General features: G+C 72.9%; 24 protein-coding genes. 2 read left to right on the top strand and 22 right to left on the bottom strand.

From position 1 onward, the window contains the following. Positions 1-7 precede the first annotated feature (7 nt). Positions 8-553: a peptide deformylase gene (gene def / locus AB0K43_RS14275; protein WP_363639346.1), complete on the bottom strand. Its 546-nt coding sequence runs from the start codon at positions 551-553 to the stop codon at positions 8-10. A 257-nt stretch (positions 554-810) separates the two neighbouring features. Here def and AB0K43_RS14270 point away from each other — a divergent pair, with 257 nt between their 5' ends. Further along, on the top strand, positions 811-1,344 hold the full coding sequence (locus AB0K43_RS14270) for a hypothetical protein (protein ID WP_363639344.1): 534 nt from the start codon (positions 811-813) through the stop codon (positions 1,342-1,344). 169 nt (positions 1,345-1,513) lie between these two features. Here the strand turns inward: AB0K43_RS14270 and AB0K43_RS14265 are convergent, their stop codons facing one another. The 16 genes from AB0K43_RS14265 to pyrR form a co-directional block, all read right to left on the bottom strand. Next, complete coding sequence (locus tag AB0K43_RS14265) at positions 1,514-3,580, bottom strand: primosomal protein N' (RefSeq protein ID WP_363639342.1); 2,067 nt, start codon at positions 3,578-3,580, stop codon at positions 1,514-1,516. Positions 3,581-3,718: 138 nt separating this feature from the next. Further along, on the bottom strand, positions 3,719-4,927 hold the full coding sequence (gene metK / locus AB0K43_RS14260) for a methionine adenosyltransferase (RefSeq protein WP_363639340.1): 1,209 nt from the start codon (positions 4,925-4,927) through the stop codon (positions 3,719-3,721). A 154-nt stretch (positions 4,928-5,081) separates the two neighbouring features. Next, a complete protein-coding gene (gene coaBC, locus AB0K43_RS14255) occupies positions 5,082-6,320 on the bottom strand; it encodes a bifunctional phosphopantothenoylcysteine decarboxylase/phosphopantothenate--cysteine ligase CoaBC (protein WP_363639338.1) in 1,239 nt (412 codons plus the stop codon). A gap of 194 nt (positions 6,321-6,514) precedes the next feature. Next, entirely contained in the window at positions 6,515-6,781 is a 267-nt protein-coding gene (gene rpoZ, locus AB0K43_RS14250; protein WP_033819200.1) for a DNA-directed RNA polymerase subunit omega, read from the bottom strand. Positions 6,782-6,838: 57 nt separating this feature from the next. Then, on the bottom strand, positions 6,839-7,396 hold the full coding sequence (gene gmk / locus AB0K43_RS14245; RefSeq protein ID WP_363639336.1) for a guanylate kinase: 558 nt from the start codon (positions 7,394-7,396) through the stop codon (positions 6,839-6,841). A 60-nt stretch (positions 7,397-7,456) separates the two neighbouring features. Next, positions 7,457-7,783 carry an integration host factor, actinobacterial type gene (mihF, locus tag AB0K43_RS14240; protein WP_033819202.1) on the bottom strand — a complete coding sequence of 109 codons (327 nt, stop codon included), beginning with the start codon at positions 7,781-7,783 and terminating at the stop codon, positions 7,457-7,459. Positions 7,784-8,028: 245 nt separating this feature from the next. Beyond that, entirely contained in the window at positions 8,029-8,865 is an 837-nt protein-coding gene (gene pyrF / locus AB0K43_RS14235) for an orotidine-5'-phosphate decarboxylase (protein WP_363639334.1), read from the bottom strand. Continuing rightward, on the bottom strand, positions 8,862-9,836 hold the full coding sequence (locus AB0K43_RS14230; RefSeq protein ID WP_363639332.1) for a dihydroorotate dehydrogenase: 975 nt from the start codon (positions 9,834-9,836) through the stop codon (positions 8,862-8,864). Before AB0K43_RS14230 ends, pyrF begins: the two co-directional genes overlap by 4 nt. Then, positions 9,833-10,690: a dihydroorotate dehydrogenase electron transfer subunit gene (locus AB0K43_RS14225; protein WP_363639330.1), complete on the bottom strand. Its 858-nt coding sequence runs from the start codon at positions 10,688-10,690 to the stop codon at positions 9,833-9,835. The genes AB0K43_RS14230 and AB0K43_RS14225 overlap by 4 nt, the downstream gene beginning before the upstream one ends. A 127-nt stretch (positions 10,691-10,817) precedes the next feature. Then, positions 10,818-11,918, bottom strand: a complete 1,101-nt coding sequence (locus AB0K43_RS14220) for a quinone-dependent dihydroorotate dehydrogenase (protein WP_363639328.1) — start codon at positions 11,916-11,918, stop codon at positions 10,818-10,820. A 91-nt stretch (positions 11,919-12,009) separates the two neighbouring features. Continuing rightward, on the bottom strand, positions 12,010-15,318 hold the full coding sequence (carB, locus tag AB0K43_RS14215) for a carbamoyl-phosphate synthase large subunit (RefSeq protein ID WP_363639326.1): 3,309 nt from the start codon (positions 15,316-15,318) through the stop codon (positions 12,010-12,012). 3 nt (positions 15,319-15,321) lie between these two features. Beyond that, positions 15,322-16,533, bottom strand: a complete 1,212-nt coding sequence (gene carA / locus AB0K43_RS14210; RefSeq protein ID WP_363639324.1) for a glutamine-hydrolyzing carbamoyl-phosphate synthase small subunit — start codon at positions 16,531-16,533, stop codon at positions 15,322-15,324. Beyond that, entirely contained in the window at positions 16,530-17,102 is a 573-nt protein-coding gene (locus AB0K43_RS14205) for a hypothetical protein (protein ID WP_363639322.1), read from the bottom strand. The genes carA and AB0K43_RS14205 overlap by 4 nt, the downstream gene beginning before the upstream one ends. After that, positions 17,099-18,403: a dihydroorotase gene (locus AB0K43_RS14200; protein WP_363639320.1), complete on the bottom strand. Its 1,305-nt coding sequence runs from the start codon at positions 18,401-18,403 to the stop codon at positions 17,099-17,101. The genes AB0K43_RS14205 and AB0K43_RS14200 overlap by 4 nt, the downstream gene beginning before the upstream one ends. Further along, complete coding sequence (locus AB0K43_RS14195) at positions 18,400-19,389, bottom strand: aspartate carbamoyltransferase catalytic subunit (RefSeq protein WP_363639318.1); 990 nt, start codon at positions 19,387-19,389, stop codon at positions 18,400-18,402. The genes AB0K43_RS14200 and AB0K43_RS14195 overlap by 4 nt, the downstream gene beginning before the upstream one ends. Before the next feature lie 4 nt (positions 19,390-19,393). Further along, the gene (pyrR, locus tag AB0K43_RS14190) at positions 19,394-20,017 is read right to left on the bottom strand and encodes a bifunctional pyr operon transcriptional regulator/uracil phosphoribosyltransferase PyrR (RefSeq protein WP_363639316.1); all 624 of its coding nucleotides are present in this window, start codon (positions 20,015-20,017) and stop codon (positions 19,394-19,396) included. A gap of 353 nt (positions 20,018-20,370) precedes the next feature. Here pyrR and AB0K43_RS14185 point away from each other — a divergent pair, with 353 nt between their 5' ends. Next, a complete protein-coding gene (locus AB0K43_RS14185; RefSeq protein WP_014134541.1) occupies positions 20,371-20,874 on the top strand; it encodes a transcriptional regulator in 504 nt (167 codons plus the stop codon). A 91-nt stretch (positions 20,875-20,965) separates the two neighbouring features. On the opposite strand, the gene AB0K43_RS14180 is transcribed toward AB0K43_RS14185, so the two are convergent. From AB0K43_RS14180 to AB0K43_RS14160, 5 genes are all read right to left on the bottom strand, one after another. Beyond that, entirely contained in the window at positions 20,966-21,835 is an 870-nt protein-coding gene (locus AB0K43_RS14180; protein WP_363639314.1) for a hypothetical protein, read from the bottom strand. 132 nt (positions 21,836-21,967) lie between these two features. Next, positions 21,968-22,795: a thioesterase family protein gene (locus AB0K43_RS14175; RefSeq protein WP_363639312.1), complete on the bottom strand. Its 828-nt coding sequence runs from the start codon at positions 22,793-22,795 to the stop codon at positions 21,968-21,970. 155 nt (positions 22,796-22,950) lie between these two features. Continuing rightward, on the bottom strand, positions 22,951-23,391 hold the full coding sequence (gene nusB / locus AB0K43_RS14170; protein WP_350638606.1) for a transcription antitermination factor NusB: 441 nt from the start codon (positions 23,389-23,391) through the stop codon (positions 22,951-22,953). Between the two features lie 2 nt (positions 23,392-23,393). Then, complete coding sequence (gene efp, locus AB0K43_RS14165; protein WP_363639310.1) at positions 23,394-23,960, bottom strand: elongation factor P; 567 nt, start codon at positions 23,958-23,960, stop codon at positions 23,394-23,396. Positions 23,961-24,036: 76 nt separating this feature from the next. Further along, positions 24,037-25,143 (bottom strand): aminopeptidase P family protein, encoded by a 1,107-nt coding sequence (locus AB0K43_RS14160; protein WP_363639309.1) that lies wholly within the window; start codon positions 25,141-25,143, stop codon positions 24,037-24,039. Positions 25,144-25,188 lie beyond the last annotated feature (45 nt).

The raw sequence follows: 25,188 nt of genomic DNA, 5'->3' as shown, positions 1-25,188 counted from the left end.
AGGGGGGTCAGCGGGCGGAGCCGAAGGTGCTGTGCGGGGAGATCCGGACGGTCGGCGCCGGCCCGTCGCCCCACTCGGCCTCGCGGATCGCCTTGAGCGCGGCCTTGCGCTGCTCGCGGTCCAGGCGGTCGATGAAGATGATGCCGTCCAGGTGGTCGGTCTCGTGCTGGATGCAGCGGGCCAGCAGCTCGGTGCCCTCGACGGTCACCGGCTCGCCGTGCATGTCGAAGCCCTTGGCCACCACGCCGTACGCGCGCTTGGTGTCGAACCGCAGGCCGGGGAGCGAGAGGCAGCCCTCGGGGCCGTCCTGCTCCTCCTCGGTGAGACTCAGGTCCGGGTTGACCAGGTGGCCGACCACACCGTCCACGTAGTAGGTGAACACCCGCAGCGAGACGCCGAGTTGGGGCGCGGCAAGGCCGGCTCCGGGGGCGTCCAGCATGGTGTCGGTGAGGTCCTTCACCAGCCGGCGCAGCTCCTTGTCGAACACCGTCACCGGCTTGGCGGTGGAGCGCAGCACCGGGTCGCCGAATATCCGGATCGGCTGGATCGCCATGGCGTCGGGCTCCTGTTCGGGACGGGGTCGGCGGTCGGGGTCCGCGGAGGACCACCGGGAAGTCTATGCAATGCCCGCCCCACGTCCGGCCCATCATCTGGCACAACCCATCTCCGAGCGGGCGCGTGACCCCTGACCCGGTCGGGCGTTGGTCAAGTGGAATTGACCGGGACGCCAGTGCGTCCCGCCCTCCCCGCCCGCCATCGGGCGAGGAGGGGCCCACCAGGCGGACCGTACGGAGAGGTGGCATCCAGGCCATGGCCGAGCAGATCAACCACGACGCCCGCGCGCGGGCGTCGCTGCACCTGCTGGTGCGGGACATCGAGCGGGTGCGGCGGCAGGTCGATGCGCTGCGGACCCTCACCGCCCAACTGGGCAACGTCTACCGGCCCCGGCGGCCCAGCACCTCGGCCGGGTTCGTGGTGTACGGGCGGGCTCCGGCCCCCACCGTCCGGCTGGCCCAGGAGCTGCGCGAGAGCGTCGAGACGCTGGTGGCCGCGGCCGTCGAGTTCGACCGGGCCCTCGGCTTCTCCTGGGACTCGGTCGGCTCGGCGCTGGGCGTGACCAAGCAGGCGGTGCACCGCCGGTACGGCATGCGCCGCCCGACCGGCGAGCTGCTGACCGCGGCCGCCGTGCCGGCCCCGGGCAGCCCGCGGGACGACCGGCTCGCCGAGCCGCTCCCGCTGGCACCGCCCCGCGAGGAGCAGGCCCCCGCGCCGACCCTGTCGCGCTCCGTCCCCCAGGCCCGCCAGGGCGGCCTCACCCCGCAGGGGGCGCGGGTCGGTCACTGAGCGCCGCCCGCACCCCGCTCGCGCAGTCCTCCGCTCCTCCCCCACCGAGCCCCACCGAGCCCCACCTGGCCCCACCGAGCGCCGCCGGCCCCACCGCACAGCGCCGGACCCCACCGAGCGCCGCCGGCCCGAACCGGACGCACCCCAGGGGCGAGAGGAACTGCGCGGGTCACCCGATGTCCGGCGGATCGATCCTGATCCGCACCGGCTCCGAGCCCCGCAACGCCAGCCGCGCGATCTGCGCCGCCTTCAGCGCCGCCGCCAGCGCCGCCCCCTGCCCCGGCTCGACCCGCAGCAGCGCGCGCTCCAGCTCCTCCCCGCGCGCCCCCGGCGCCGGCACCGGCCCGAGGATGTCCGCGCCCTCCGGCAGCCGGACCAGCGCCAGCAGGTCGGCGACCGCCTGCGGCGGCCCGGTCACCGAGGCCATCCGCGAGACCGGCGGGAAGCGCAGCTGCGCCCGCTCCTCCAGCTCCAGCGCCGCGTGCCCGGCCGGATCCCACCGCACCAGCGCCTGCACCGGCCGCGCGGTCGCCTCCGCGACCACCACCACCGTCCCCCCCGCCGAGGCCGGCCGGACCAGCGCCGCGGCCGTCAGCCACCGCCGCAGCGCCTCCTCCCCCGCCCGTAGGTCGGGGCGGTTGAGCAGGGCCCAGCCGTCCAGCAGCAGCGCCGCCGCGTACCCGCCCTCGGCGAGCGGCTCGGCGCCCGGGGTGGCGATCACCAGCGAGGGCACCCCGGGCACGGTGGCCAGCACCGCGTCCTTGCCGGAGGTGCGCACCGGCACCCGGGGGAAGGCCTTGCCCAGCTCCTCCGCCGTCCGCCGGGCACCCACCACCTGGGCCCGCAGCCGGAACGAGCCGCACTCCACGCAGTGCCAGTCCGGCTCCGGGGTGCCGCACCAGGTGCAGGACGGCGGCCGGTCGGCGCCGACCGACTCCAGCGGGCCGCCGCAGGGCCGGCAGCGGGCCGGCTCCCGGCAGCGCCCGCAGGCCAGCCGCGGCTGGTAGCCGCGCCGCGGCACCTGGATCAGCACCGGCCCGCGCTCCAGCGCCTCCCGGGCGGCCGTCCAGGCGACCGAGGGCAGCCGGGCCGCCCGGGCGGCCTCGTCCCTGGCCTCGTCCAGATCGGTGACGGTGCGGATCCGCGGCGCCAGCGCGCGCACGGTCTCCCGCTCGGCCGCCAGCGGGCGCGCCCAGCCGGTGTGCAGCAGCTGCGCCGCCTCGACCGTGGTGGACAGCCCGCCGAGCAGCACCCCGGCGCCCTCCTCGGCGGCCCGCAGCAGCGCCACCTCGCGCACATGCGCGTACGGCGCGTGCAGGTCGCTGTGGCTGCTGTCGCCGTCCGACCAGACCACCACCAGGCCGAGGTCGCGGACCGGCGCGAACATCGCGGCCCTGGTGCCGATCACGGCCCGCACCGACCCCCGGCTCACCGCGAGCCAGCGCCGGTAGCGCTCCTGCGGCCCGGCCTCGGCCGCCAGCGCGGTGTGCCGGCCGGGCCCGAGCAGCGCGGTGAGCGCCTCGTCGACCCGCCCGGCTGCGCGCCCGTCGGGCAGCACCACCAGCGCGCCCCGGCCGCCGGCCAGGGTGGCGGCCACCGCCCGGGCGATCTCCTCGGGCCAGTGCGGCCCGGGCAGCGCCGTCCAGACCGCGCGCGGTGCGTGACCGGCGGCCAGCGAGGCCAGGAAGGACGGCCCCTGCGGATAGCGCGTCCAGCTGCCCGGCTCGGGCAGCGGGGGCGCCGGCAGCGGTGCGGGCGACGGGTCGGCCTCGGCCCCGGCGTGCCGGGGGGGCACGGCCAGCTGGAGCACGTCCGCCAGCGTCCCCGCGTACCGGTCGGCGACCGCACGGCACAGCCGCAGCAGGGCGGGGGTGAGCACCCGCTCGGGCGAGAGCACCCGGGACAGCGGCGCCAGCGGCCCGGGGTAGTCGGAGGCGGCCAGCCGCTCCACCACGAACCCGTCGTGCAGCTGCCCGCCCTCACGCCGGCCGGAGGCCCCGACCCGGGCGCCGAACCGGACCCGTACCCGGACGCCCGGCTGCGCCTCCTGGTCCATCGCGGCGGGCACCGCGTAGTCGAAGTACTGGTCGAGGCTGAGCACGCCCTTGTCCACCAGCACCCGGGCCACCGGCAGCTGCTCGGCCAGCTCCAGCCCGCGCGCGGCCTTGGGCCGGGAGCGGCGGACCGTCTCCCGGATGAAGGCCAGCTGCTCGCCGGCGCCCTCTGCGCTGCCCATCGCTCCCGTGCTCCACGCTCCCGCCCAGGTCGGCCGACCCGGCCCGAGCATCAACGTAGCCGATCCCGCCGACATCCCCCGGAACGCGGCGGACGGCGGCCGCCCCGCAGGGCGACCGCCGTCCGTCGGAGTCGGGCGTCAGGCCTGGACGGCCTTCTTCAGGTCCTCGACCCGGTCGGTGCGCTCCCAGGTGAAGTCCGCGTCGTCGCGGCCGAAGTGGCCGTACGCGGCGGTCTTCGCGTAGATCGGGCGCAGCAGGTCCAGGTCGCGGATGATCGCGGCCGGGCGCAGGTCGAAGACCTTCACCACGGCTTCCTGGATCTTGAGGACCGGGACGGTCTCGGTGCCGAAGGTCTCCACGAACAGGCCCACCGGCTCGGCCTTGCCGATCGCGTACGCGACCTGGACCTCGGCGCGGGTGGCGAGGCCGGCGGCGACGATGTGCTTGGCGACCCAGCGCATGGCGTAGGCGGCCGAGCGGTCGACCTTGGACGGGTCCTTGCCGGAGAAGGCGCCGCCACCGTGGCGGGCCATGCCGCCGTAGGTGTCGATGATGATCTTGCGGCCGGTCAGGCCGGCGTCGCCCATCGGGCCGCCGATCTCGAAGCGGCCGGTCGGGTTGACCAGCAGCCGGTAGCCGTCGGTGATCAGCTTGATGCCGTCGTCGGCGAGCCGCTTGAGCTCCGGCTCCACCACGAACTCGCGGATGTCCGGGGTGAGCAGCGAGTCCAGGTCGATGTCGCTGGCGTGCTGCGAGGAGACCACCACGGTGTCCAGGCGCAGCGCCTTGTCGCCGTCGTACTCGATGGTGACCTGGGTCTTGCCGTCGGGGCGCAGGTACGGGATGGTCCCGTTCTTGCGGACCTCGGACAGCCGGCGGGAGAGCCGGTGCGCCAGGGTGATCGGCAGCGGCATCAGCTCCGGCGTGTCGTCGCACGCGTAGCCGAACATCAGGCCCTGGTCGCCCGCGCCCTGCTTGTCCAGGTGGTCCTCATCGCCCTCGACCCGGGCCTCGTACGCCGTGTCCACACCCTGCGCGATGTCCGGAGACTGCGAGCCGATCGAGACCGAGACGCCGCACGAGGCGCCGTCGAAGCCCTTCTTCGAGCTGTCGTAGCCGATCTCCAGGATCTTCTCCCGGACGAGCTGCGCGATCGGCGCGTACGCCTTCGTGGTGACCTCACCGGCGATGTGCACCAGGCCGGTGGTGATCAGCGTCTCCACGGCCACGCGCGAGGTGGGGTCCTCCCGCAGGAGGGCGTCGAGGATGGTGTCGCTGATCTGGTCAGCGATCTTGTCGGGGTGTCCCTCGGTGACCGACTCCGAGGTGAACAGGCGGCGAGACACAGCGCTCCCTGGGGTTGCAGCGGCTGCTGACTGAAGGACCACGGTTCGGCGGACCGGCCATGGTCATCCGGAAAGACTTGATTCCTGGAGTGTAACGGTCAGGCCCCTGGGACGGGCTACCTGCCCGCGCAATGGGATGTACAAGCAGTGCGGATCACAGCACCGCCGAGCCGGGCAGACGGGTGACGACCTGGTCCCAGACCGTGTCGGCGAGCGCCTCCTTGGGGCCGTCGGGGATCGCCACCTCGGCGCCGTCGGCGGCCAGCACCACGGCGGCGTTGGTGTCCCGCCCGAAGGCCTTGCCGTCCCCGACCTCGTTCACCACCAGCAGGTCGCAGCCCTTGCGCGCCAGCTTGGCCCGGCCGTTCTCGAGCACCCGGTCGGTCTCGGCGGCGAAACCCACCACCAGTTGGTCCGGACGGGTGCGGTGGGCGGCCAGCTCGGCCAGGATGTCGGGGTTGCGGACCAGCGCGACCGGGGCCGGCTCGACGCCCTCGACCTTCTTGATCTTGCCGGTGGCGTACTCGGCGGGCCGGAAGTCGGCCACCGCCGCGGCCATCACCACCACGTCCGCGTCCACCACCGCCTTGAGCGCGGCCTCGCGCAGCTGGAGCGCCGTGGAGACGTGCACCACGTCCACCCCCGCCGGATCCGGCAGCTCGGCGTTGGCGGAGAGCAGGGTGACCCGGGCACCCCGGGCCGCGGCGGTGGCGGCCAGCGCGTAGCCCTGCTTGCCGGAGGAGCGGTTGCCGAGGAAGCGCACCGGGTCCAGCGGCTCGCGGGTGCCGCCGGCCGAGACCACCACGTGCCGGCCGGCCAGGTCCCGCTCCAGGGTGCCCCGGGCCAGCACCCGGCGACAGGCCTCGAAGATCGCGGACGGCTCCGGCAGCCGCCCCTTGCCGGTGTCGACGCCGGTGAGCCGGCCGACGGCGGGCTCCAGCACGATCGCCCCCCGGCGGCGCAGGGTGGCGACGTTCTCCTGGGTGGCCGGGTGCTCCCACATCTCGGTGTGCATCGCCGGCGCGAAGACCACCGGGCAGCGCGCGGTGAGCAGGGTGTTGGTCAGCAGGTCGTCGGCCAGGCCGTGGGCGGCCTTGGCCATCAGGTCCGCGGTGGCCGGGGCGACCACGACCAGGTCGGCCTGCTGGCCGATCCGCACGTGCGGCACCTCGTGCACGCTGGCCCAGGTCTCGGTGGCGGCCGGCCGGCCGGACAGCGCCGCCCAGGTGGCCTCGCCGACGAAGTGCAGCGCGGCGGCGGTCGGCACCACCGTCACCCGGTGGCCCGACTCGCTGAGCCGGCGCAGCAGCTCGCAGGCCTTGTACGCGGCGATCCCGCCGCTGACGCCGAGGACCACGCGCGGGGCTTGGGCCTGCTCCGGGCTCGCGTTCATGGGTGCTGCCTCTCCTCAGGGCCAGGTCGCGGCCAACCTCACGACCGGTCCGCCTGGCCGACCGGCCACCTTACGACCGGCCCACCTTACGACCCTTCAGAGGCGCTCAGCGAGGCGGCCCGCAGCATCGCGAAAGGGCCCGCCCACCAGGTCTTTCGACCGGGCGGACGGGCCCTTCGCAGGCTGCGCCGGAATCAGGCGGCCTCGATCGCCTCGGCGGTCAGCAGGCCGGCGTTGATCTCGCGGAGCGCGATCGACAGCGGCTTCTCGTGCACGTGGGTGTCGACCAGCGGACCGACGTACTCCAGCAGGCCCTCGCCGAGCTGCGAGTAGTAGGCGTTGATCTGACGGGCCCGCTTGGCCGCGTAGATCACCAGGCTGTACTTGGAGTCGGTGGCCTCGAGCAGCTCATCGATCGGCGGGTTGATGATGCCCTCAGGCGCGGTCATCGAAGAGGACACGCTAAAACCTTCCGAAGTGGATATCTCCGACCCGGACAGGCTCACGAGCCGATCCGGTCAGACTACACCGAGCAAGGCTAGCAGCTCGGCGGCCACCTGCTCGACCGAGGTGTTGACCAGCATGGTGTCGAACTCCGGCTCGGCCGCCAGCTCGACCTTGGCCGCATCCAGCCGCTGGTCGATCACGTGCTGCGGTTCGGTGCCCCGGCCGGTGAGCCGGCGGACCAGCTCCTCCCAGCTCGGCGGGGCCAGGAACACCAGCTGGGCCTCGGCCATCGACTCGCGCACCTGGCGGGCGCCCTGCAGGTCGATCTCCAGCAGCACCGGCACCCCGGCTTCCAGCTTCTCCTGCACGGCCCCACGCGGCGTGCCGTACCGGTTGCCGGCGAACACGGCCCACTCCAGCAGCTCGCCGTTGGCGATCAGCTTGTCGAACTCGTCGTTGTCGACGAAGTAGTAGTGGACCCCGTCCTTCTCGCCGGGCCTCGGGTGCCGGGTCGTCACCGACACCGAGAGCCAGACCTCGGGGTGCTGCTTCCTCATATGAGCGACGACCGTGCTCTTGCCGACCCCCGAAGGGCCGGAGAGCACGGTCAGCCGCGGACGCTCACTCATGCACCGATTATCCCGGATCGCGGACGATCCCGGGACCACGGGGTGCGACGCGGGCCCGATTCAGGAGGCCGCGCCGCCGAACTCCCGCTCCAGGGAGGCGATCTGGTTGGTGCCGAGGCCTCGGACACGACGGCTCTCGCTGATGCCGAGGCGCTCCATGATCTGCTTGGCGCGCACCTTGCCGACACCCGGCAGGCTCTCCAGCAGGGCGGAGACCTTCATCTTGCCGATGACCTCGTCATCGGCCTTGCCGGCCTTGATCACGTCGTGCAGCGAGGCGCCGGAGTGCTTGAGCCGGTTCTTGACGTCGGCACGCTTCCGACGAGCCTCGGCGGCCTTGGCGAGCGCAGCGGCGCGCTGTTCAGGAGTAAGGGGCGGAAGAGCCACGCCGTTCACCTCAGGTGTGAATGGAAGGGAGGAGCTATGACTGGTGGTACCCGGCCATCGAACACAGACCCTGAACACAGGGCTCTGACCTGCAAGAGCGACGCATTGTGCCGCCGTTCGGTGACCTACCGCCGGACACTACCCAACTTGGGCTTCCGCGTCAGGAAAAGAACACGAAAAGTCCTGGTCAGCCAAGGCCGACCCAGGACTTTCCGGGCAAATCCACCGGCTTGCGCCCGGTATTCTCAGCTGTTTGTGACTGCGCTCACATCGTCGACGAAGCGCGCGGCGGCCTCCCGCAGGGCCGCCACGGACGGTCCGTGCTTCAGCACGTCACGGCTCACACTGGGCACCACGTTGCGCACCGAGGCGCCGAAGACCCGCGGCAGGTCCTTCGCGGTCGCACCCTGCGCGCCCACGCCCGGGGCCAGCAGCGGGCCGTTGATGGCCAGATCCGCGCCGGCCTCGGCCAGGGTGGCGCCGACCACCGCGCCGAACGAGCCCAGCGGCTCGGCGCCGGCGTTCTCGGCCGCCAGGCGGTCGAGCACGCCCTGCGCGACGCTCCGCCCGTTCGCGGCCGTCGCCCGCTGCACCTCGGCGCCCTCCGGGTTGGAGGTGAGCGCCAGCGCGAAGATGCCGGCCCCGTTGGCCCGGGCCAGGTCGAGCGCGGGCTGCAGCGACCCGAAGCCCAGGTACGGGCTGACGGTCAGCGCGTCGGAGAAGAGCGGGCTGCCCGGGGCGAGGAAGGTCTCGGCGTAGGCCGCCATGGTGGAGCCGATGTCGCCGCGCTTGGCATCCATCACGACCAGGGCGCCGGCCGCCCTGGCCTCGGCGACGGTCCGCTCCAGCACCGCGATGCCCCGGCTGCCGAACCGCTCGAAGAAGGCAGCCTGCGGCTTGAGCACGGCGACCCGGTCGGCCAGTGCCTCGACCACGGTGCGGGAGAAGGTCTCCAGACCGGCCACGTCGTCGGCCAGGCCCCAGGCGGTGAGCAGGGAGGAGTGCGGGTCGATGCCGACACAGAGCTGGCCGCGGGTGTCGAGGGCCTGGCGCAGCCGGGCGCCGAAGGGGGCGAGGGTCATGGGGTCCTTCCAGCAGGGGTTTCGGTGCGGTGGGCCAGGCCCACCACGTCGGTGAACTTGGTGAAGCCCCGGGCCGCCAGCTCGGTGCGCAGCTCGTCCAGGATGCGCAGCGGGGCGGTGGGGTCGTTGAACAGGGTGGTGCCGACCGCGACGCCGCTCGCGCCGGCGAGGGCGAACTCCAGCGCGTCCCGGCCGGTGCGCAGCCCGCCCATGCCGATGATCGGCACCGGCGGGATCCGGCCGGCCAGCATGGCGGCGTGCACCTCGTAGACGCAGCGGACGGCGATCGGGCGCACGGCCGGCCCGGACAGGCCGCCGAAGCCGGCCGCCAGGGCCGGCCGGAGGGTGTCCAGGTCGATCGCGGTGCCCAGGGTGGTGTTGATCATCGAGAGGCCGTCCGCGCCGGCCTGGACGCAGGCGGCGGCGATCTCGGTGATCGAGGCGACGTCGGGCGAGAGCTTGGCGTAGACCGGCAGCTGTGCGTCGGCCGCCCGGCGCACCGCGCGGACCACGTCGTACGAGGTGGCCGGGTTGCGGGCGAAGAGCAGGCCGCGGTCGGCGCTGTTCGGGCAGGAGATGTTGAGCTCGATGCCGATCACCCCGGCCCGGCCGCCCAGGCGCGCGGCCACCTCGGCGAACTCCTCCAGCCGCTCGCCGGCGATCGAGACCAGCACCCGGGCGCCGAGCTCGGCGAGCCGGGGCAGCTCGTCGCGGACGAAGGCGTCGATGCCGACCCCCGGGAGGCCCACCGCGTTCAGCATCCCGGACGGGGTCTCGGCCAGCCGCGGGACGGCCGAGCCGGCCCGCGGGCAGGACATCACCGTCCTGGTGGTGACCGACCCCAGCGCGTCCAGCGGGACGAACTTGGCCAGCTCCCGGCCGTACCCGGCGCAGCCGGCCGCGGTGGTGAGCGGGTTCGGCAGGGTGAGCGGCCCGAACGGGACCGTCAGGTCGACGTCCTCGGGGGTCATCGGGCCACCGCCCCCGCCCCGGCCGCGCCCGCCGGATCGGGCGGGACGCGGCCGGCCTCGGACCAGCGGACCCGGGCGCCGTCGAAGACCGGGCCGTCGGTGCAGCAGCGGGTGGGGCGGCTCACCCCGTCGGCGCCGACCACCGGCAGCACGCAGGTCGCGCAGAGCCCGGTGCCGCAGGCCATCGCCGTCTCCACCGCCGTCCAGCAGCGGGCGCCCAGCTCGAGCGAGACGCGGCTGATGTCAGCCAGCAGGGGCAGCGGGCCGCAGGCGTACACCACCCGGGCGTCGATCGCCTTGATCGCCTGCGCCAGCGGGTCGGTGACCAGGCCGGTCAGGCCGGCCGAGCCGTCCTCGGTGACCACCAGGACGTCCCTGGTGAGCGCGCGGGCCTGCGCCACCCCGAACAGCCGTCCGGAGCTCGCCGCGCCGAGCATGAAGCCCACCTCGCCGCCGTCGCGCCGGATCTCCTCGGCGAGGGCGAACAGCGGTGCGCCGGCATACCCGACGGCCACCAGCAGGCTGCTGACCGGGCCGTCGGGCAGCGGGAACGGCGTGCCGAGCGGAGCGATCAGGTCGACCCGCTCCCCGGCCCTGGCGCGCACCAGCTCCCGGCTGCCCGGGCCGCGCTCCTCGACCAGCAGCTCGACGGTGCCCGCCGCCTGGTCCGCCCGGTGGATCCAGAAGGCCCGCCGGAGCAGCATCGAGGAGAGCGGCCCGCCGACCGCGACGGTCGCGAAGTGGCCCGGTCTGACCCGGGGGGCCGCAGCGGGGGCGTGCAGCACCAGCCGCTGGTAGGCCCCTTCGGGGGTGCTGGAGAGCACCTCGGCCTCGGTCCGGACAGGATTGGCCATTTCGCATCACCTTTCGGCCGGCCGTCGTGACGGTTCGAACTCTCCCAAACCCGCGCGGACGCTGTCACTTCGCCCGCGCACCTGTGCGTCCCCCGCGGCCCGAACGCCTGTGCTCCGCAGGCGCCGGCTACCGCGGCTTCGCCGTGCCGACCGCCTCCGCGACGGTGCGGTGGCCACTGGCCCGCAGCCGGGCCGCCAGGCCCTTGTGCACGCGCCGCATCCAGAACGGCCCTTGGTAGACGAACGCGCTGTACCCCTGCACCAGGTCGGCCCCGTGCAGGATCCGCTGCCAGGCGTCCTCCGCGGTCTCGATGCCGCCGACCGAGATCAGCGTGAGCCGGCCCTCGGTCCGCGCCCGCAGCCGCTGCAGCACCTCCAGCGAGCGGTCGGCCAGCGGCGCGCCGGACAGGCCGCCCATGCCGATCTCCTCGATCCGGGCGGCCGGCTCCCGCAGCCCGTCCCGGCCGATCGTGGTGTTGGTGGCGATGATGCCGTCCAGGCCGAGCTGCAGGGCCATGTCCGCGATCTCGTCGATGTCCTCGTCCGCGAGGTCCGGGGCGATCTTCACCAGCAGCGGCACGTGGTGCGCCACGGCCGCGTCGGCGGCCTTGCGGACATCCCAGAGCAGCGGTCCGAGCACCTGGACGGCCTGCAGGTTGCGCAGCCCCGGGGTGTTCGGCGAGCTGACGTTGACCACCAGGTAGTCGGCGTACGGGGCGAGCCGCTCGGTGCTCTTCAGGTAGTCGGCCGTGGCGTCGGCCTCCTCGACCACCTTGGTCTTGCCGATGTTGACGCCGATCACCGGGGTCGAGGTGGTGTGCGGGCGCTTGGCGAGGCGGGCCGCGACCCGGGCCGAGCCCTGGTTGTTGAAGCCCATCCGGTTGATCAGCGCGCGGTCGTCGACCAGCCGGAACAGCCGCGGGGCCGGGTTGCCGGGCTGCGGCTCGCCGGTCACGGTGCCGATCTCGACGAAGTCGAAGCCCAGCATCGACAGGCCGTCGATGCCGATGCCGTCCTTGTCGAAGCCGGCGCCGAGGCCGAAGGGGCCGGGCAGGTCGAGGCCGAGCGCGGTGGTGCGCAGCGAGCGGTGCCGCGGCGCGAGCACCAGGGCGACCAGCTGCTTGAGGCCGGGGATCGAGGCGGCCAGCCGGATCCAGAAGAAGGCCAGGTGGTGGGCCTTCTCCGGGTCCATCTTCCGGAAGACCAGGTTGAACAGGATCTTGTACACGGGCGGGAGTGCGCCTTCCTGGAGCGACAACAGCGGGGAGGACATGGGAAGTGGGGGGCACCCGTGCTCGGTGCCCCCCACTAGGGTGTCGCTACTTGCGCCCGGCGTTGATCAGCGCCGCGTGCTCCTGGAGCGACATCACCCCGATCTCGCCGTGGGTGAGCGCGTCGATGCCCTGCACGGCCGCGCCCATGGCCTGGACGGTGGTCAGGCACGGCACGCCGCGCGAGACGGCCGCGGTGCGGATCTCGTAGCCGTCGAGACGGCCGCCGGTGCCGTACGGCGTGTTGATGATGAGGTCGACCTCGCCGTCGTGGATCAGCTGGACGATGGTCCGCTCACCCTTCGGGCCCTCGCCCTCGCTGTGCTTGCGCACGATGGTGGACGGGATGCCGCCGCGCTGCAGCACCTCGGCGGTGCCGGCGGTGGCGAGCACCTCGAAGCCGAGCTCGACCAGCGCGCGGGCCGGGAAGACCAGGTTGCGCTTGTCGCGGTTGGCGACCGAGACGAAGACCTTGCCCTTGGTCGGCAGGGCGCCGTACGCGCCGGCCTGGGCCTTGGCGTAGGAGGTGCCGAAGACCTTGTCGATGCCCATGACCTCACCGGTCGAGCGCATCTCCGGGCCGAGCACGGTGTCGACGCCGCGCCCGTGGATGTCGCGGAAGCGGCTCCACGGCATCACGGCCTCCTTGACCGAGATCGGGCAGTCGGCGGGCAGGGTGCCGCCGTCGCCCTCGGCCGGGAGCAGGCCCTCGGCGCGCAGCTCGGCGATGGTGGCGCCGAGCGAGATCCGGGCGGCGGCCTTGGCCAGCGGCACGGCCGTCGCCTTGGAGGTGAACGGCACGGTGCGCGAGGCGCGCGGGTTGGCCTCCAGCACGTAGAGGATGTCCCCGGCCAGCGCGAACTGGATGTTGATCAGGCCGCGCACCCCGACGCCCTCGGCGATCGCCTCGGTGGAGGTCCGCAGCCGCTTGATGTCGTAGCCGCCGAGGGTGATCGGGGGCAGCGCGCAGGCGGAGTCGCCGGAGTGGATGCCGGCCTCCTCGATGTGCTCCATCACGCCGCCGAGGTAGAGCTCGGTACCGTCGTAGAGCGCGTCGACGTCGATCTCGACCGCGTCGTCCAGGAAGCGGTCGATCAGCACCGGGTGCTCGGAGATCAGACCGGCGTGCCGCTCCAGGTAGGAGGCCAGCGAGGGCTCGTCGTAGACGATCTCCATGCCCCGGCCGCCGAGCACGTACGAGGGTCGGGCCAGCACCGGGTAGCCGATCTCGTCCGCGATCGCCTTGGCCTCCTCGAAGGAGAAGGCGGTGCCGTGCTTGGGCGCCGGCAGGCCGGCGTCGCGCAGCACCCGGCCGAAGGCGCCGCGCTCCTCGGCGAGGTCGATCGCCTCGGGCTGGGTGCCGACGATCGGTACGCCGTTGTCCTTGAGCGCCTGCGCCAGGCCCAGCGGAGTCTGGCCGCCGAGCTGGACGATGACGCCCGCCAGCGGGCCGGCCTGCCGCTCGGCGTGGACGATCTCCAGCACGTCCTCCAGGGTGAGCGGCTCGAAGTAGAGCCGGTCGGAGGTGTCGTAGTCGGTGGAGACGGTCTCCGGGTTGCAGTTGACCATCACGGTCTCGTACCCGGCGTCGGCCAGCGCGAAGGAGGCGTGCACGCAGGAGTAGTCGAACTCGATGCCCTGGCCGATCCGGTTCGGGCCGGAGCCCAGGATGATCACGGCGGGCTTGGTGCGGGTGGCGACCTCGCTCTCCTCGTCGTAGGACGAGTAGAAGTACGGGGTCTTGGCGGCGAACTCGGCCGCGCAGGTGTCCACGGTCTTGAAGACCGGGCGGATGCCGAGCGCGTGCCGCACCTCGCGGACCACGTCCGGCTTCAGGCCGCGGATCTCACCGATCTGCTGGTCGGAGAAGCCGTGCCGCTTGGCGTGGCGCAGCAGCTCGGGGTGGAGCTTGTCGGCCTCGGCCAGCTCGGCGGCGATCTCGTCGAGCAGGAAGAGCTGGTCGACGAACCACGGGTCGATCCGGGTGGCCTCGAACACCTCCTCCGGGCCGGCGCCGGCCCGGATGGCGTCCATGACGGTGTTGATCCGGCCGTCGGTGGGCACCTGGGCCTTGGCCAGCAGCTCGGCCTTGTCGCCCGGCTCGCCGGTCCAGCTGAACTGCGAGCCCTTCTTCTCGAGCGAGCGCAGCGCCTTCTGCAGCGCCTCGGTGAAGTTGCGGCCCATCGCCATGGCCTCGCCGACCGACTTCATGGTGGTGGTCAGCGTGGCGTCGGCGCTCGGGAACTTCTCGAACGCGAACCGCGGGACCTTGACCACGACGTAGTCGAGGGTCGGCTCGAAGGAGGCCGGGGTCTGCTCGGTGATGTCGTTGGGGATCTCGTCGAGCGTGTAGCCGACGGCCAGCTTGGCGGCGATCTTGGCGATCGGGAAGCCGGTGGCCTTCGAGGCCAGCGCCGACGAGCGCGAGACCCGCGGGTTCATCTCGATGACGATGACCCGGCCGTCGACGGGGTTGACCGCGAACTGGATGTTGCAGCCGCCGGTGTCGACGCCGACCTCGCGGATCACCGCGATGCCGATGTCGCGGAGGATCTGGTACTCGCGGTCGGTCAGGGTCATCGCCGGGGCGACGGTGATCGAGTCACCGGTGTGCACGCCCATCGGGTCGAAGTTCTCGATGGAGCAGACCACCACGACGTTGTCGTGCTTGTCGCGCATCAGCTCCAGCTCGTACTCCTTCCAGCCGAGGATGGACTCCTCCAGGAGCACCTCGGTGGTCGGCGAGAGGGTCAGGCCCTGGCCGGCGATCCGCCGCAGGTCCTCCTCGTTGTGGGCGAAGCCGGAGCCGGCGCCGCCCATGGTGAACGAGGGCCGGACCACGACCGGGTAGCCGCCGAGGGTGTCGACGCCGGCGAGCACGTCCTCCATCGAGTGGCAGATCACCGAGCGGGCCGACTCGCCGTGGCCGATCTTGGCGTTGACGGCCTCGACCACGCCCTTGAACAGCTGGCGGTCCTCGCCCTTGTTGATCGCCTCGACGTCGGCGCCGATCAGCTCGACGTTGTACTTGTCGAGGGTGCCGGCCGCGTGCAGCGAGATTGCGGTGTTGAGCGCGGTCTGGCCGCCGAGGGTGGGCAGCAGCGCGTCGGGGCGCTCCTTGGCGATGATCTTCTCGACGAAGTCCGGGGTGATCGGCTCGACGTAGGTCGCGTCGGCGATCTCCGGGTCGGTCATGATCGTGGCCGGGTTGGAGTTGACCAGGATCACCCGCAGGCCCTCGGCCTTGAGGACCCGGCAGGCCTGGGTGCCCGAGTAGTCGAACTCCGCCGCCTGGCCGATCACGATCGGGCCGGACCCGATGACCAGGACGGACTTGATGTCGGTGCGCTTCGGCACGGGTCAGCTCCCTGTGGTGGTGCGGGCCGGGGCACCGGCCATCGAGTCGACACTGTGCTGGGCCTGGTCGCCGCGCATGAGCTCGACGAACCGGTCGAAGAGGTACGCGGCGTCGTGCGGGCCGGCCGCGGCCTCCGGGTGGTACTGGACGCTGAACGCCGGGGTGTCCAGGCACTGGAGGCCCTCGACCACGTTGTCGTTCAGGCAGACGTGGGAGACCTCGGCCCGGCCGTACGGCGTGTCGCTGACCTTGTCCAGCGGGGCCTCCACGGCGAAGCCGTGGTTGTGCGCGGTGACCTCGACCTTGCCGGTGGTGCGGTCCTGCACCGGCTGGTTGATGCCGCGGTGACCGTACTTCAGCTTGTAGGTGCCGAAGCCGAGCGCGCGGCCGAGGATCTGGTTGCCGAAGCAGATGCCGAACAGCGGGGTCTTGCGCGCCAGCACGCCCTGCATCACCGCGACCTGGTGGTCGGCGGTGGCCGGGTCGCCCGGGCCGTTGGAGAAGAACACGCCGTCGGGCTCGACCGCGTAGACGTCCTCGATGGTGGAGTTGGCGGGCAGCACGTGCACCTCGATGCCGCGCTCGGCCATCCGCTGCGGGGTCATCGCCTTGATGCCGAGGTCGATGGCGGCGACCGTGAAGCGCTTGGTGCCGACGGCCGGCACGACGTACGGCTCGGTGGTGGCGACCTCGGCGCAGAGGTCCGCGCCCTTCATCTCGGGTGCCTCGTTGACCCGGGCCAGCAGGGCGGCCTCGTCGGCCAGCGCGGGGCCGGAGAAGATGCCGACCCGCATCGCCCCGCGCTCGCGCAGGTGCCGGGTGAGCGCCCGGGTGTCGACACCGCTGATGCCGACGATGCCCTGCGCGGCGAGCTCCTCGTCCAGCGAGCGGCGCGAGCGCCAGTTCGACGGCACCCGGGAGGGGTCGCGCACGACGTAGCCGGCGACCCAGATCTGCCGGGACTCCGGGTCCTCGTCGTTGACGCCGGTGTTGCCGATGTGCGGGGCCGTCATGACGACCACCTGGCGGTGGTACGACGGGTCGGTGAGGGTCTCCTGGTAGCCGGACATGCCGGTGTTGAAGACCGCCTCGCCGAAGGTCTCGCCGTGCGCGCCGTAGGCCTGGCCGCGGAAGGTCCGGCCGTCCTCCAGGACGAGCACGGCGGGCACGCGCTCCCGCCTCAAGCGCTGAGTGGTCGGGGCAGGTGCGGTCATGATGCGGTGCCTTCCGTCTGCTGCGTGCGGGTGGAGAGTTCGAGGATGGCGGCGATCCAGGCCGCGTGCTGGTCCGGCTGGTCCAGCCGGAAGCCGGACTCCAGGCCGGTGGTGCCCAGGCGCCAGCCGACGACCAGCAGGCCGGAGGGGACGACCTTGCCGGCGATGGCGGAGTCCTGGCGGGCCCCGGCCAGCACCTCGACCGGGATCCACAGGTCGGTGCCGCCCGGGCGGCGGGCCAGCAGGCCGCGCTCGGTGAGGGTGAGGTCGGCCAGGCTCCGGGTGCCCAGGTCGTGCGCGACGACCCGGTCCAGCCAGTTCCCGGCGGTGGTGGTGCCGTGGTAGCGGCCGGCGGCGGTGAGGGTGGCCGGCCCGGGGTCGGCCGGCACCTCGGGCAGCGGCGGCAGGTCGGACTGCAGCGTGCGGCGCCAGTTCCAGCCCTGCCGCATCAGCCAGTAGACCAGCGCGATCACGATCACCAGGCCGACCGTCCAGCCGATGTAGCCCGGCCAGTCGGTCACCTTGGCCTGGCCCTCGGCGGCGAGCGGGGCCGTCACGAGGGCGGTCACTTGAGATCGCCCTGCTCGGCCAGCTCGCCGGCCAGCACCGTGGCCGTGCCGCGCAGGAAGGTGGCGTGCACCCGCCCGGGCAGGTCGAGACCGCGGTAGGGGCTGTTGCGGCTGCGCGTCGCGAAGGTTTCGGGATCCACGGCACCACGGTACGCGGGATCGAAGAGCACCAGGTTCGCCGGTTCACCGACCGAGACGGGCCTTCCGTGGCCGGTCAGGCGCCCGATCCGGGCCGGCCGGCGGGACATCCGGTCCGCCACGCCCTCCCAGTTCAGCAGGCCGGTGTCGACCATGGTCTGCTGCACGACCGACAGCGCGGTCTCCAGCCCGACCATGCCCATCGCGGCGACCGCCCACTCGCAGTCCTTGTCCTCCGCCGGGTGCGGCGCGTGGTCGGTGGCGACGGCGTCGATGGTGCCGTCGGCCAGCGCGGCCCGCAGCGCCTCCACGTCGGCGGCGGTGCGCAGCGGCGGGTTGACCTTGTAGACCGGGTCGTAGCTGCGTACCAGCTCGTCGGTGAGCAGCAGGTGGTGCGGGGTGACCTCGGCGGTCACGTCCCAGCCCTTGGCCTTGGCCCAGCGGACGATCTCGACCGAGCCGGCGGTGGAGAGGTGGCAGACGTGCAGCCGGGAGCCGACGTGCGCGGCGAGCAGCACGTCCCGGGCGATGATCGCCTCCTCGGCGACCGCGGGCCAGCCGCCGAGCCCGAGCTCGCCGGAGACCTGGCCCTCGTTCATCTGGGCGCCCTCGGTCAGCCGCGGCTCCTGGGCGTGCTGGGCGACCACGCCGTCGAAGGCCTTCACGTACTCCAGCGCGCGGCGCATGATCACCGCGTCGTCCACGCACTTGCCGTCGTCGGAGAAGACCCGCACCCCGGCGGCGGAGTCGTGCATGGCGCCGAGCTCGGCGAGCTTCTTGCCCTCCAGGCCGACCGTGACGGCGCCGACCGGCTGCACGTCGCAGTAGCCGGACTCCTGCCCCAGCCGCCAGACCTGCTCGACCACACCGGCGGTGTCCGCCACCGGGAAGGTGTTGGCCATCGCGTGCACCGCGGTGTATCCGCCCTTGGCGGCGGCCTGGGTGCCGGTCAGCACGGTCTCGGCGTCCTCGCGGCCGGGCTCGCGCAGGTGGGTGTGCAGGTCGACCAGGCCGGGCAGGGCGATCAGGCCGCGGCCGTCGATGTCCACGTCCGCCTCGGCCGTCAGGCCGGTGCCGATCTCCCGGAACACGCCGTCGGCGATGAGGATGTCCTGGGGCGCGCCGCCGAGGATCTGGACGTTGCGGATCAGGTAGCTCGTCACTTGGCGGCCTCCGGGGAGTCGGTACGGGTGGTGTCTGCGGCGGCGTCGGCGAAGACCGCCCCGCCGAGCAGGAGGTACAGCACGGCCATCCGGGTGGAGACGCCGTTGGCGACCTGCTCGACCGCGGTGCAGCGCGGGGAGTCGGCGACCTCGGCGGTGATCTCCATGCCGCGGACCATCGGGCCGGGGTGCATCACGATGGCGTGCTCGGGCAGCTGCGCCATCCGGATGCCGTCCATGCCGTACCGCCGGGAGTACTCGCGCTCGGTCGGGAAGAACGCCGCGTTCATCCGCTCGCGCTGGACCCGGAGCATCATCAGCGCGTCGGTCTTGGGCAGCACCGCGTCGAGGTCGTAGGAGACCTGGCAGGGCCAGTTCTCGATCCCGATCGGCAGCAGGGTGGGCGGGGCCACGAAGGTGACCTCGGCGCCGAGCGTGGTCAGCAGGTGGACGTTGGAGCGGGCCACCCGGCTGTGCAGGACGTCGCCGACGATGGTGACCCGGCGGCCGGCCAGGTCGTGCCCGGCGCCCGGGTTGAGGTGGCGCCGGATGGTGAAGGCGTCCAGCAGCGCCTGGGTGGGGTGCTCGTGGGTGCCGTCGCCGGCGTTGATCACGCTGCCGTGCAGCCAGTCGGACTGGGCCAGCCGGGCCGGCGCGCCGGAGGCGTGGTGCCGGATCACCACCGCGTCGGCGCCCATCGCCTGCAGGGTCAGCGCGGTGTCCTTGAGGCTCTCGCCCTTGGAGACCGAGGAGCCCTTGGCGGAGAAGTTGATGACATCGGCGGACAGCCGCTTCTCGGCGACCTCGAAGGAGGTCTTGGTGCGGGTGGAGTCCTCGAAGAAGAGGTTGACGACGGTGCGGCCGCGCAGCGTGGGCAGCTTCTTGACGGAGCGTCCGGAGAGGTGGGCCAGCTCCTCGGCGGTGTCCAGGATGAGCAGGGCGTCGTCGCGGCTGAGGTCTGCGGTGGAGACGAGATGGCGCTTCACGCGGTCACTCCGGGAGGTGCGGGTCGGACGGCTGGGCGGCGAGCGCCTGGGAGGACCGGGCGGTGTAGTCGCGGTCGCCGACCAGGACGGCGTCCCGGCCGTCGGTGTCGGCGAGCTGCACCTGCACGGCCTCGCGCAGCGAGGTGGGCAGGTTCTTGCCCACGTAGTCGGCGCGGATCGGCAGCTCGCGGTGGCCGCGGTCGACCAGTACGGCGAGCTGGACGGCGCGTGGGCGGCCGATGTCGCTCAGCGCGTCCAGCGCGGCCCGGATGGTGCGGCCGGAGAACAGCACGTCGTCGACCAGGATGACCAGCTTGCCGTCGATGCCCTCGGCGGGGATCTCGGTGTGCTCCAGCGCGCGGGCCGGCTTCAGCCGGAGGTCGTCCCGGTACATGGTGATGTCCAGGGTGCCGAGCGGGATCTCGCGGCCGGCCACCTGGTTGAGCCGGGTCTGCAGCCGGCGGGCGAGGTGGACACCGCGGGTGTGGATGCCGAGCAGCACCACGTCGTCGGCGCCCTTGGCGCGTTCGACGATCTCGTGGGCGATCCGGGTGACGATCCGGGTGATGTCCCCGGCGTCGAGCACCTGGTGCGGCGGACGCGGCGCCGATGGAATGTGTGTGGTCATGCCGAAGCGGACCTCCTTCCCCGCCTCACTGGACGGGCCTTAAAGGATGTCTGGAATTGCACTCCCGACCGTGGCGGAAGCCTCGCCCATGGTAGCAGTGCGCTCACCCGCGTTCAGGACCGGCTGGTTCCGCTTCACCCGATCGGCCGTACCGCGCCGGTTCACGGAGCCGCCCCGAGCTATTCGCACGACTGCCCCATTCGGCTTGACGCGACTACCTCACTCTACGTAACCTCACAGTGAGTTACGAGACCGCCTCTGTACCCACCGGTACGGTCGGCCGGATCCGCGGTCATCACCCGCTCGCTCGTGGCTCACCACTGAACGCGAAGCAATCTCGTCCGGGGAGATCTATGTCCAGCGACTACGCGAAGCAACTCGGGGCCAAGCTCCGGGCGATCCGCACTCAGCAGGGTCTCTCCCTGCACGGCGTCGAGGAGAAGTCCCAGGGTCGCTGGAAGGCAGTCGTCGTCGGCTCGTACGAGCGTGGCGACCGCGCGGTGACGGTGCAGCGCCTGGCCGAGCTGGCCGAGTTCTACGGCGTCCCGGTGCAGGAGCTGCTCCCCGGCGGGACCCCGGGCGGCGCGGCCGAGCCGCCGCCGCGCCTGGTGCTCGACCTGGAGAGACTGACTCAGGTGCCGTCCGAGAAGGCCGGCCCCCTGCAGCGCTATGCGGCCACCATCCAGAGCCAGCGCGGCGACTACAACGGCAAGGTGCTGTCGATCCGCCAGGACGACCTCCGCACGCTGGCCGTGATCTACGACCAGTCGCCGTCGATCCTCACCGAGCAGCTGATCAGCTGGGGCGTGCTCAACCCCGACGCCCGCCGCGCGGTGCGCGAGGAGGACGCGGGCTGACGCCCAACCGTCAGCAGAAACGTCACGGCGGGGTGCGCTGTCGCGCACCCCGCCGTCGCGCCGTCCGGACAGCGGCCCGGCGGCGGCGCCTTCAGCACACCGAGCCGAGGCTGAAGCCCGGCCGCGCCTCCACCCCGTCCAGCTCGACCGCGGCCGGCGCGTAGCCGAACCCGGTGCTCTGCCAGGCCCAGGCCACCTGCCGGTACTCCCCGCAGGCCCCCGCGGAGCCCTGCGAGCCGTGCAGCAGGGCCGCCCCCGGCAGCTCCCGGACCAGCCCGGCGCAGAGCACCGCGCAGACCAGGTCGAGGTCCTCGTCATGGATCCGCACCACCCCGTCCTCCCAGTGCAGGATCCGGGCGTCCGCCGCCAGCCGCCCGCCGGGCCCGTCCACCACGCAGTGGAACTGGTAGGTGCCGGCGCCCGCGCCGACCAGCATCCGGCGGAAGATCTCCGAGGCCCGCTCGTACGCCTGCCGGACCTGCGGGAGCAGCTCCTCCGGGGAGCCGCACAGCCCGCCGTCCAGCAGCAGGTCGGCGTGGCGCAGGGTCAGCCCGCCCTCCCGGGCCCGGACCAGGCGCGGCAGGAAGTCACCGGCGAGCTCCTCGCCCTGGTAGGGCAGCAGCTGGGTCTGCAGCGGCGGATTGACCAGGTAGCGCTCCCGGGAGCTCTGCTCGGTCGGGTCCAGCGCGTGCAGCAGGCAGAAGTCGGCGAAGTCCTCGGGGTGGAACATCCGGGCCTGGACGGTGCCGAACACCCGGCGCGCCTCGGTCAGCAGGGTCGCGGTGTCCCGCAGGTAGGCCGCATGGTCCGCGGCCTCGGTCAGCCGCCAGGGGCGGGCCCGCTCGAAGTCCTCCGCACTGGTGAGGATCCCGGTGACGAAGGCCTCCTCGGGCCGACGGCCGCCCCCCGCCCCGGTGGAGGTGCAGCGGGAGGACCGGGGGGTGCGGCTGTTGCGGGGCATCGGTGGCTCCTGGGGGGCGGGGAGTCGTAGGGGGCGGCCGGTCGGCCGCTGCCCCTCTTCCTCCCCACCCTCACCCGCCGCACACGTACGCGTTGTCACAGGCCTGTAACCGAGTGCGACCGGCGCCGTCGCCTACTGCGGGCGCGGCGCCCGCGCCAGCTGGCGGGACTGGGCGACCAGCCGGCCGGCCGAGTCCCAGACCTCGGCATCCTCCTCGAAGTAGCCGCCGGCCAGGTTGCGGGTGGCGTGGCTGACCCGCAGCCAGCCCGGCTCGGGCCTGGCCCGCAGGTGCACCGTGAGCTCGATGGTCGGGGCCCAGCCGGGCAGGCCGAGGTCGAAGGTGACCGGCGGCAGCGCGTCGGCCACCAGGAGCAGCAGCAGCGGGTCCGGCTCGCGGCCGTCGGCGAGCTTGAACCAGCCCTGGATCCGGCCCTCCTTCGAGGGCTGCCCGAGCGCCCAGCCGATGGTGGCCGGGTCGAGTCTCAGGTCGAACCGCTCCAGCAGGGCCGCCTGGTCGAGCAGGGACGGCGGCGCGTGCTCGACCCCGACGCACTCCTCGGGCGGCGGCATGACCGGCGGCCGGGCGGTGGTGCGCACCTCGCCGCCGAGGCCGTCCAGGTCGCCGTAGGTGGCCAGCACCCGCAGCCGCTCCTCGCCGTCCTGGCTCAGCGAGGCGGTGCCGGTGGACAGCGAGCGGCCCTGGCGCACCAGCTCGGTGCGCACGCTCGCGGGGCCGGGCCGGGCCGCCGAGAGGTAGTAGCCGCTGATCGACACCGGGTCCGGGTGCTCCCCGTGACGCAGCGACAGGGCGTGGCCGGCCACCGCGAGCAGCAGGCCGCCGTTGATGCCGCCGCCGATCTGCCAGCCGGCGTCGAGCTCGGCCTCGTACCGGCCCGGCTGCTCGGAATGCGGGGTCAGGGCGATGCCCCGGTCGAACTCGCTGCGTATCGCGGTGGTCATGGGTACGTGTCCTTCGCTGCGACGGTCCCGGCCTGCGCCTGGTTACTGGCGAGTAGCCTACGCCGCGGGCGCCCGGCCGACCAGGACCGTACGTCGGCCGGGAACGCGTGAAGGCCGCCGGACCGAGGTCCGGCGGCCTTCACGCGGGGGACGTGTCAGTCCCGGCGGATGGTCGGCTTGAGCTCCATGAAGCGGGCCAGCAGGCCGTTCACGAAAGCGGGCGAGTCATCCGTGGAGTATTCCTTGGCGATCTCGACGGCCTCGTCGACCACGACCGCGTCCGGGACACCGTCCTCCCAGATCAGCTCGTAGGTGCCCAGGCGCAGGACGTTGCGGTCCGCGACCGGCATCCGGTCGAGCGTCCAGCCGACCGCGTAGGTGGCGATCAGGTCGTCGATCCGGCGGGCGTACCGGGAGTACCCCTCGACCAGCTGCATGGTGTACTCGGCCACCTGCGGGATGCCCTCGTCGGGCTTGGGCTCGCGTGCGCGGGCCACCCAGTCGGCGAGCACCTGCTCGGGGGAGACACCACGGTGATCCGCCTCGAACAGGATCTGGAAGGCCCTGGTGCGGGCCTTGCTGCGTGCAGCCGCCACGGTTACTTGTTCACCCGGCCGAGGTAGCTGCCGTCGCGGGTGTCGACCTTGATCTTCTCACCGGTGACGATGAAGAGCGGGACCTGGATCTCGGCGCCGGTCTCCAGGGTGGCCGGCTTGGAGCCGCCGGTGGAGCGGTCGCCCTGCACGCCGGGCTCGGTGTGCTCGATGGTCAGCTCGACCGAGGCCGGGAGCTCGATGTACAGCGGGGCGCCCTCGTAGACCGCGACCAGGGCCTCGAAGCCCTCCAGAAGGTACTTGGCGGCGTCGCCGACGACCGAGGGGTCGATCGGGAGCTGGTCGTAGGTGTCCGTGTCCATGAACACGAACTGCTCGCCGTCCTTGTAGGAGAACTGCATGCCACGCTTGTCGACGTTGGCGGTCTCGACCTTGGTGCCCGCGTTGAAGGTCTTGTCGACGACCTTGCCGGTCAGGACCTCCTTGAGCTTGGTGCGCACGAAGGCCGGACCCTTGCCGGGCTTGACGTGCTGGAACTCGACGACGGACCAGAGCTTGCCGCCGTCAAGCTTGAGGACCATGCCGTTCTTGAGATCGTTCGTGGAAGCCACGGGCGCACTAACTCCTGGATATAGCTGTCAAGGAACCAAGAAGGACGCGCAACCTGCTGCCGGGCCGGGGCCACGGCTACAGGGCGAGGAGCTCCTTGGTCGTTATGGTGAGCAGCTCGGGCCCGCCCTCCTCAGGGGGGCGCACCACGAGCGTGTCCTCGATCCGGACGCCGCCCCTGCCCGGGAGATGGACCCCCGGACCGACGGTGACCGGCACGCGATTGTCCAGTTTACCCATGTCGGCGGGGCCCAGACGCGGCGCCTCCCGGATCTCCAGTCCGATTCCGTGTCCGACCGGATGCACCGAGCGCTCGGTGTGGCCGGCCGCCTGGAGGATCGAACGGGCCGCGTCGTCCGGAACGTGCTGCGGTACCCCCGGCCCGAGCGCCTCCCGGCCGGCCCGCTGGGCGTGGAAGACCAGCCGGTGCAGCTCCACCTGCCAGGGGGCCGGGGCCGCGCCGATCACGAAGGTGCGGGCGGTGCGGATCCCGTACCCGCGGTACTGGGCGCCGAGCACCACGGTGAGGAAGTCACCCTCCTCCACCCGGTGGTCGGTGGGCTGGTGGTGCTCCAGCCCGGAGTGGCCGCCGGTGCCGACCGAGACCGGGAAGGCGGCCCGGTCGGCGCCGTGGTCGATCATGCGGCGCTCCAGCTCCATCGCCAGGTGCCGCTCGGTCCGGCCGACCAGGATCGACTCCAGCAGCTCGCCGAGCGCCTGGTCGGCGATCTCGGCCGCGATCCGCAGGTCGGCGATCTCGTGCTCGTCCTTGACCACCCGCAGCCGCTCGACCGCCTGGTCGAGGTCGAGCAGCCGCAGCCCGGTCGCGGTGGCGGCCAGGCCGCGGTGGCGGCCGACCGTGAGGTCGTGCTCCTCCACGGCCAGGTCGGCCACCTTCAGCCGGACGGCCGCCTCGGCCAGCGCCAGCGCGGTGTCGGTCTGCGAGAGCACCGGCAACCGGGCGACGTCCTCGGCGATCAGGTGTTCGCCGCTGTCGTCCGGAGGCAGGTCGTCGGGCACCGCCAGCAGCACCCGGTCCCGGGTGAGCAGCAGGCTCGCGCCGCACGGCGGGCAGCCGGTGAGGTAGCGGACGTTGGCGGCGCGGGTGACCAGCGCGGCGTCCGCCCCGGAGGCACTGCAGTACTCCCGGAGACGTTCCCGTCGGGCCGCGTGCGCATCGGACATGGATCGAGCGTACGAAGCCGGGCCGTCCTCCGCCCGTCGGGGCGG

Source organism: Kitasatospora sp. NPDC049258 (genome assembly GCF_040678895.1).
In the GTDB taxonomy this organism is placed as follows: Bacteria; Actinomycetota; Actinomycetes; order Streptomycetales; family Streptomycetaceae; genus Kitasatospora.
Note: the sequence above shows the minus strand (reverse complement) of the source record. Positions and strands in the feature narration are given on the sequence as shown.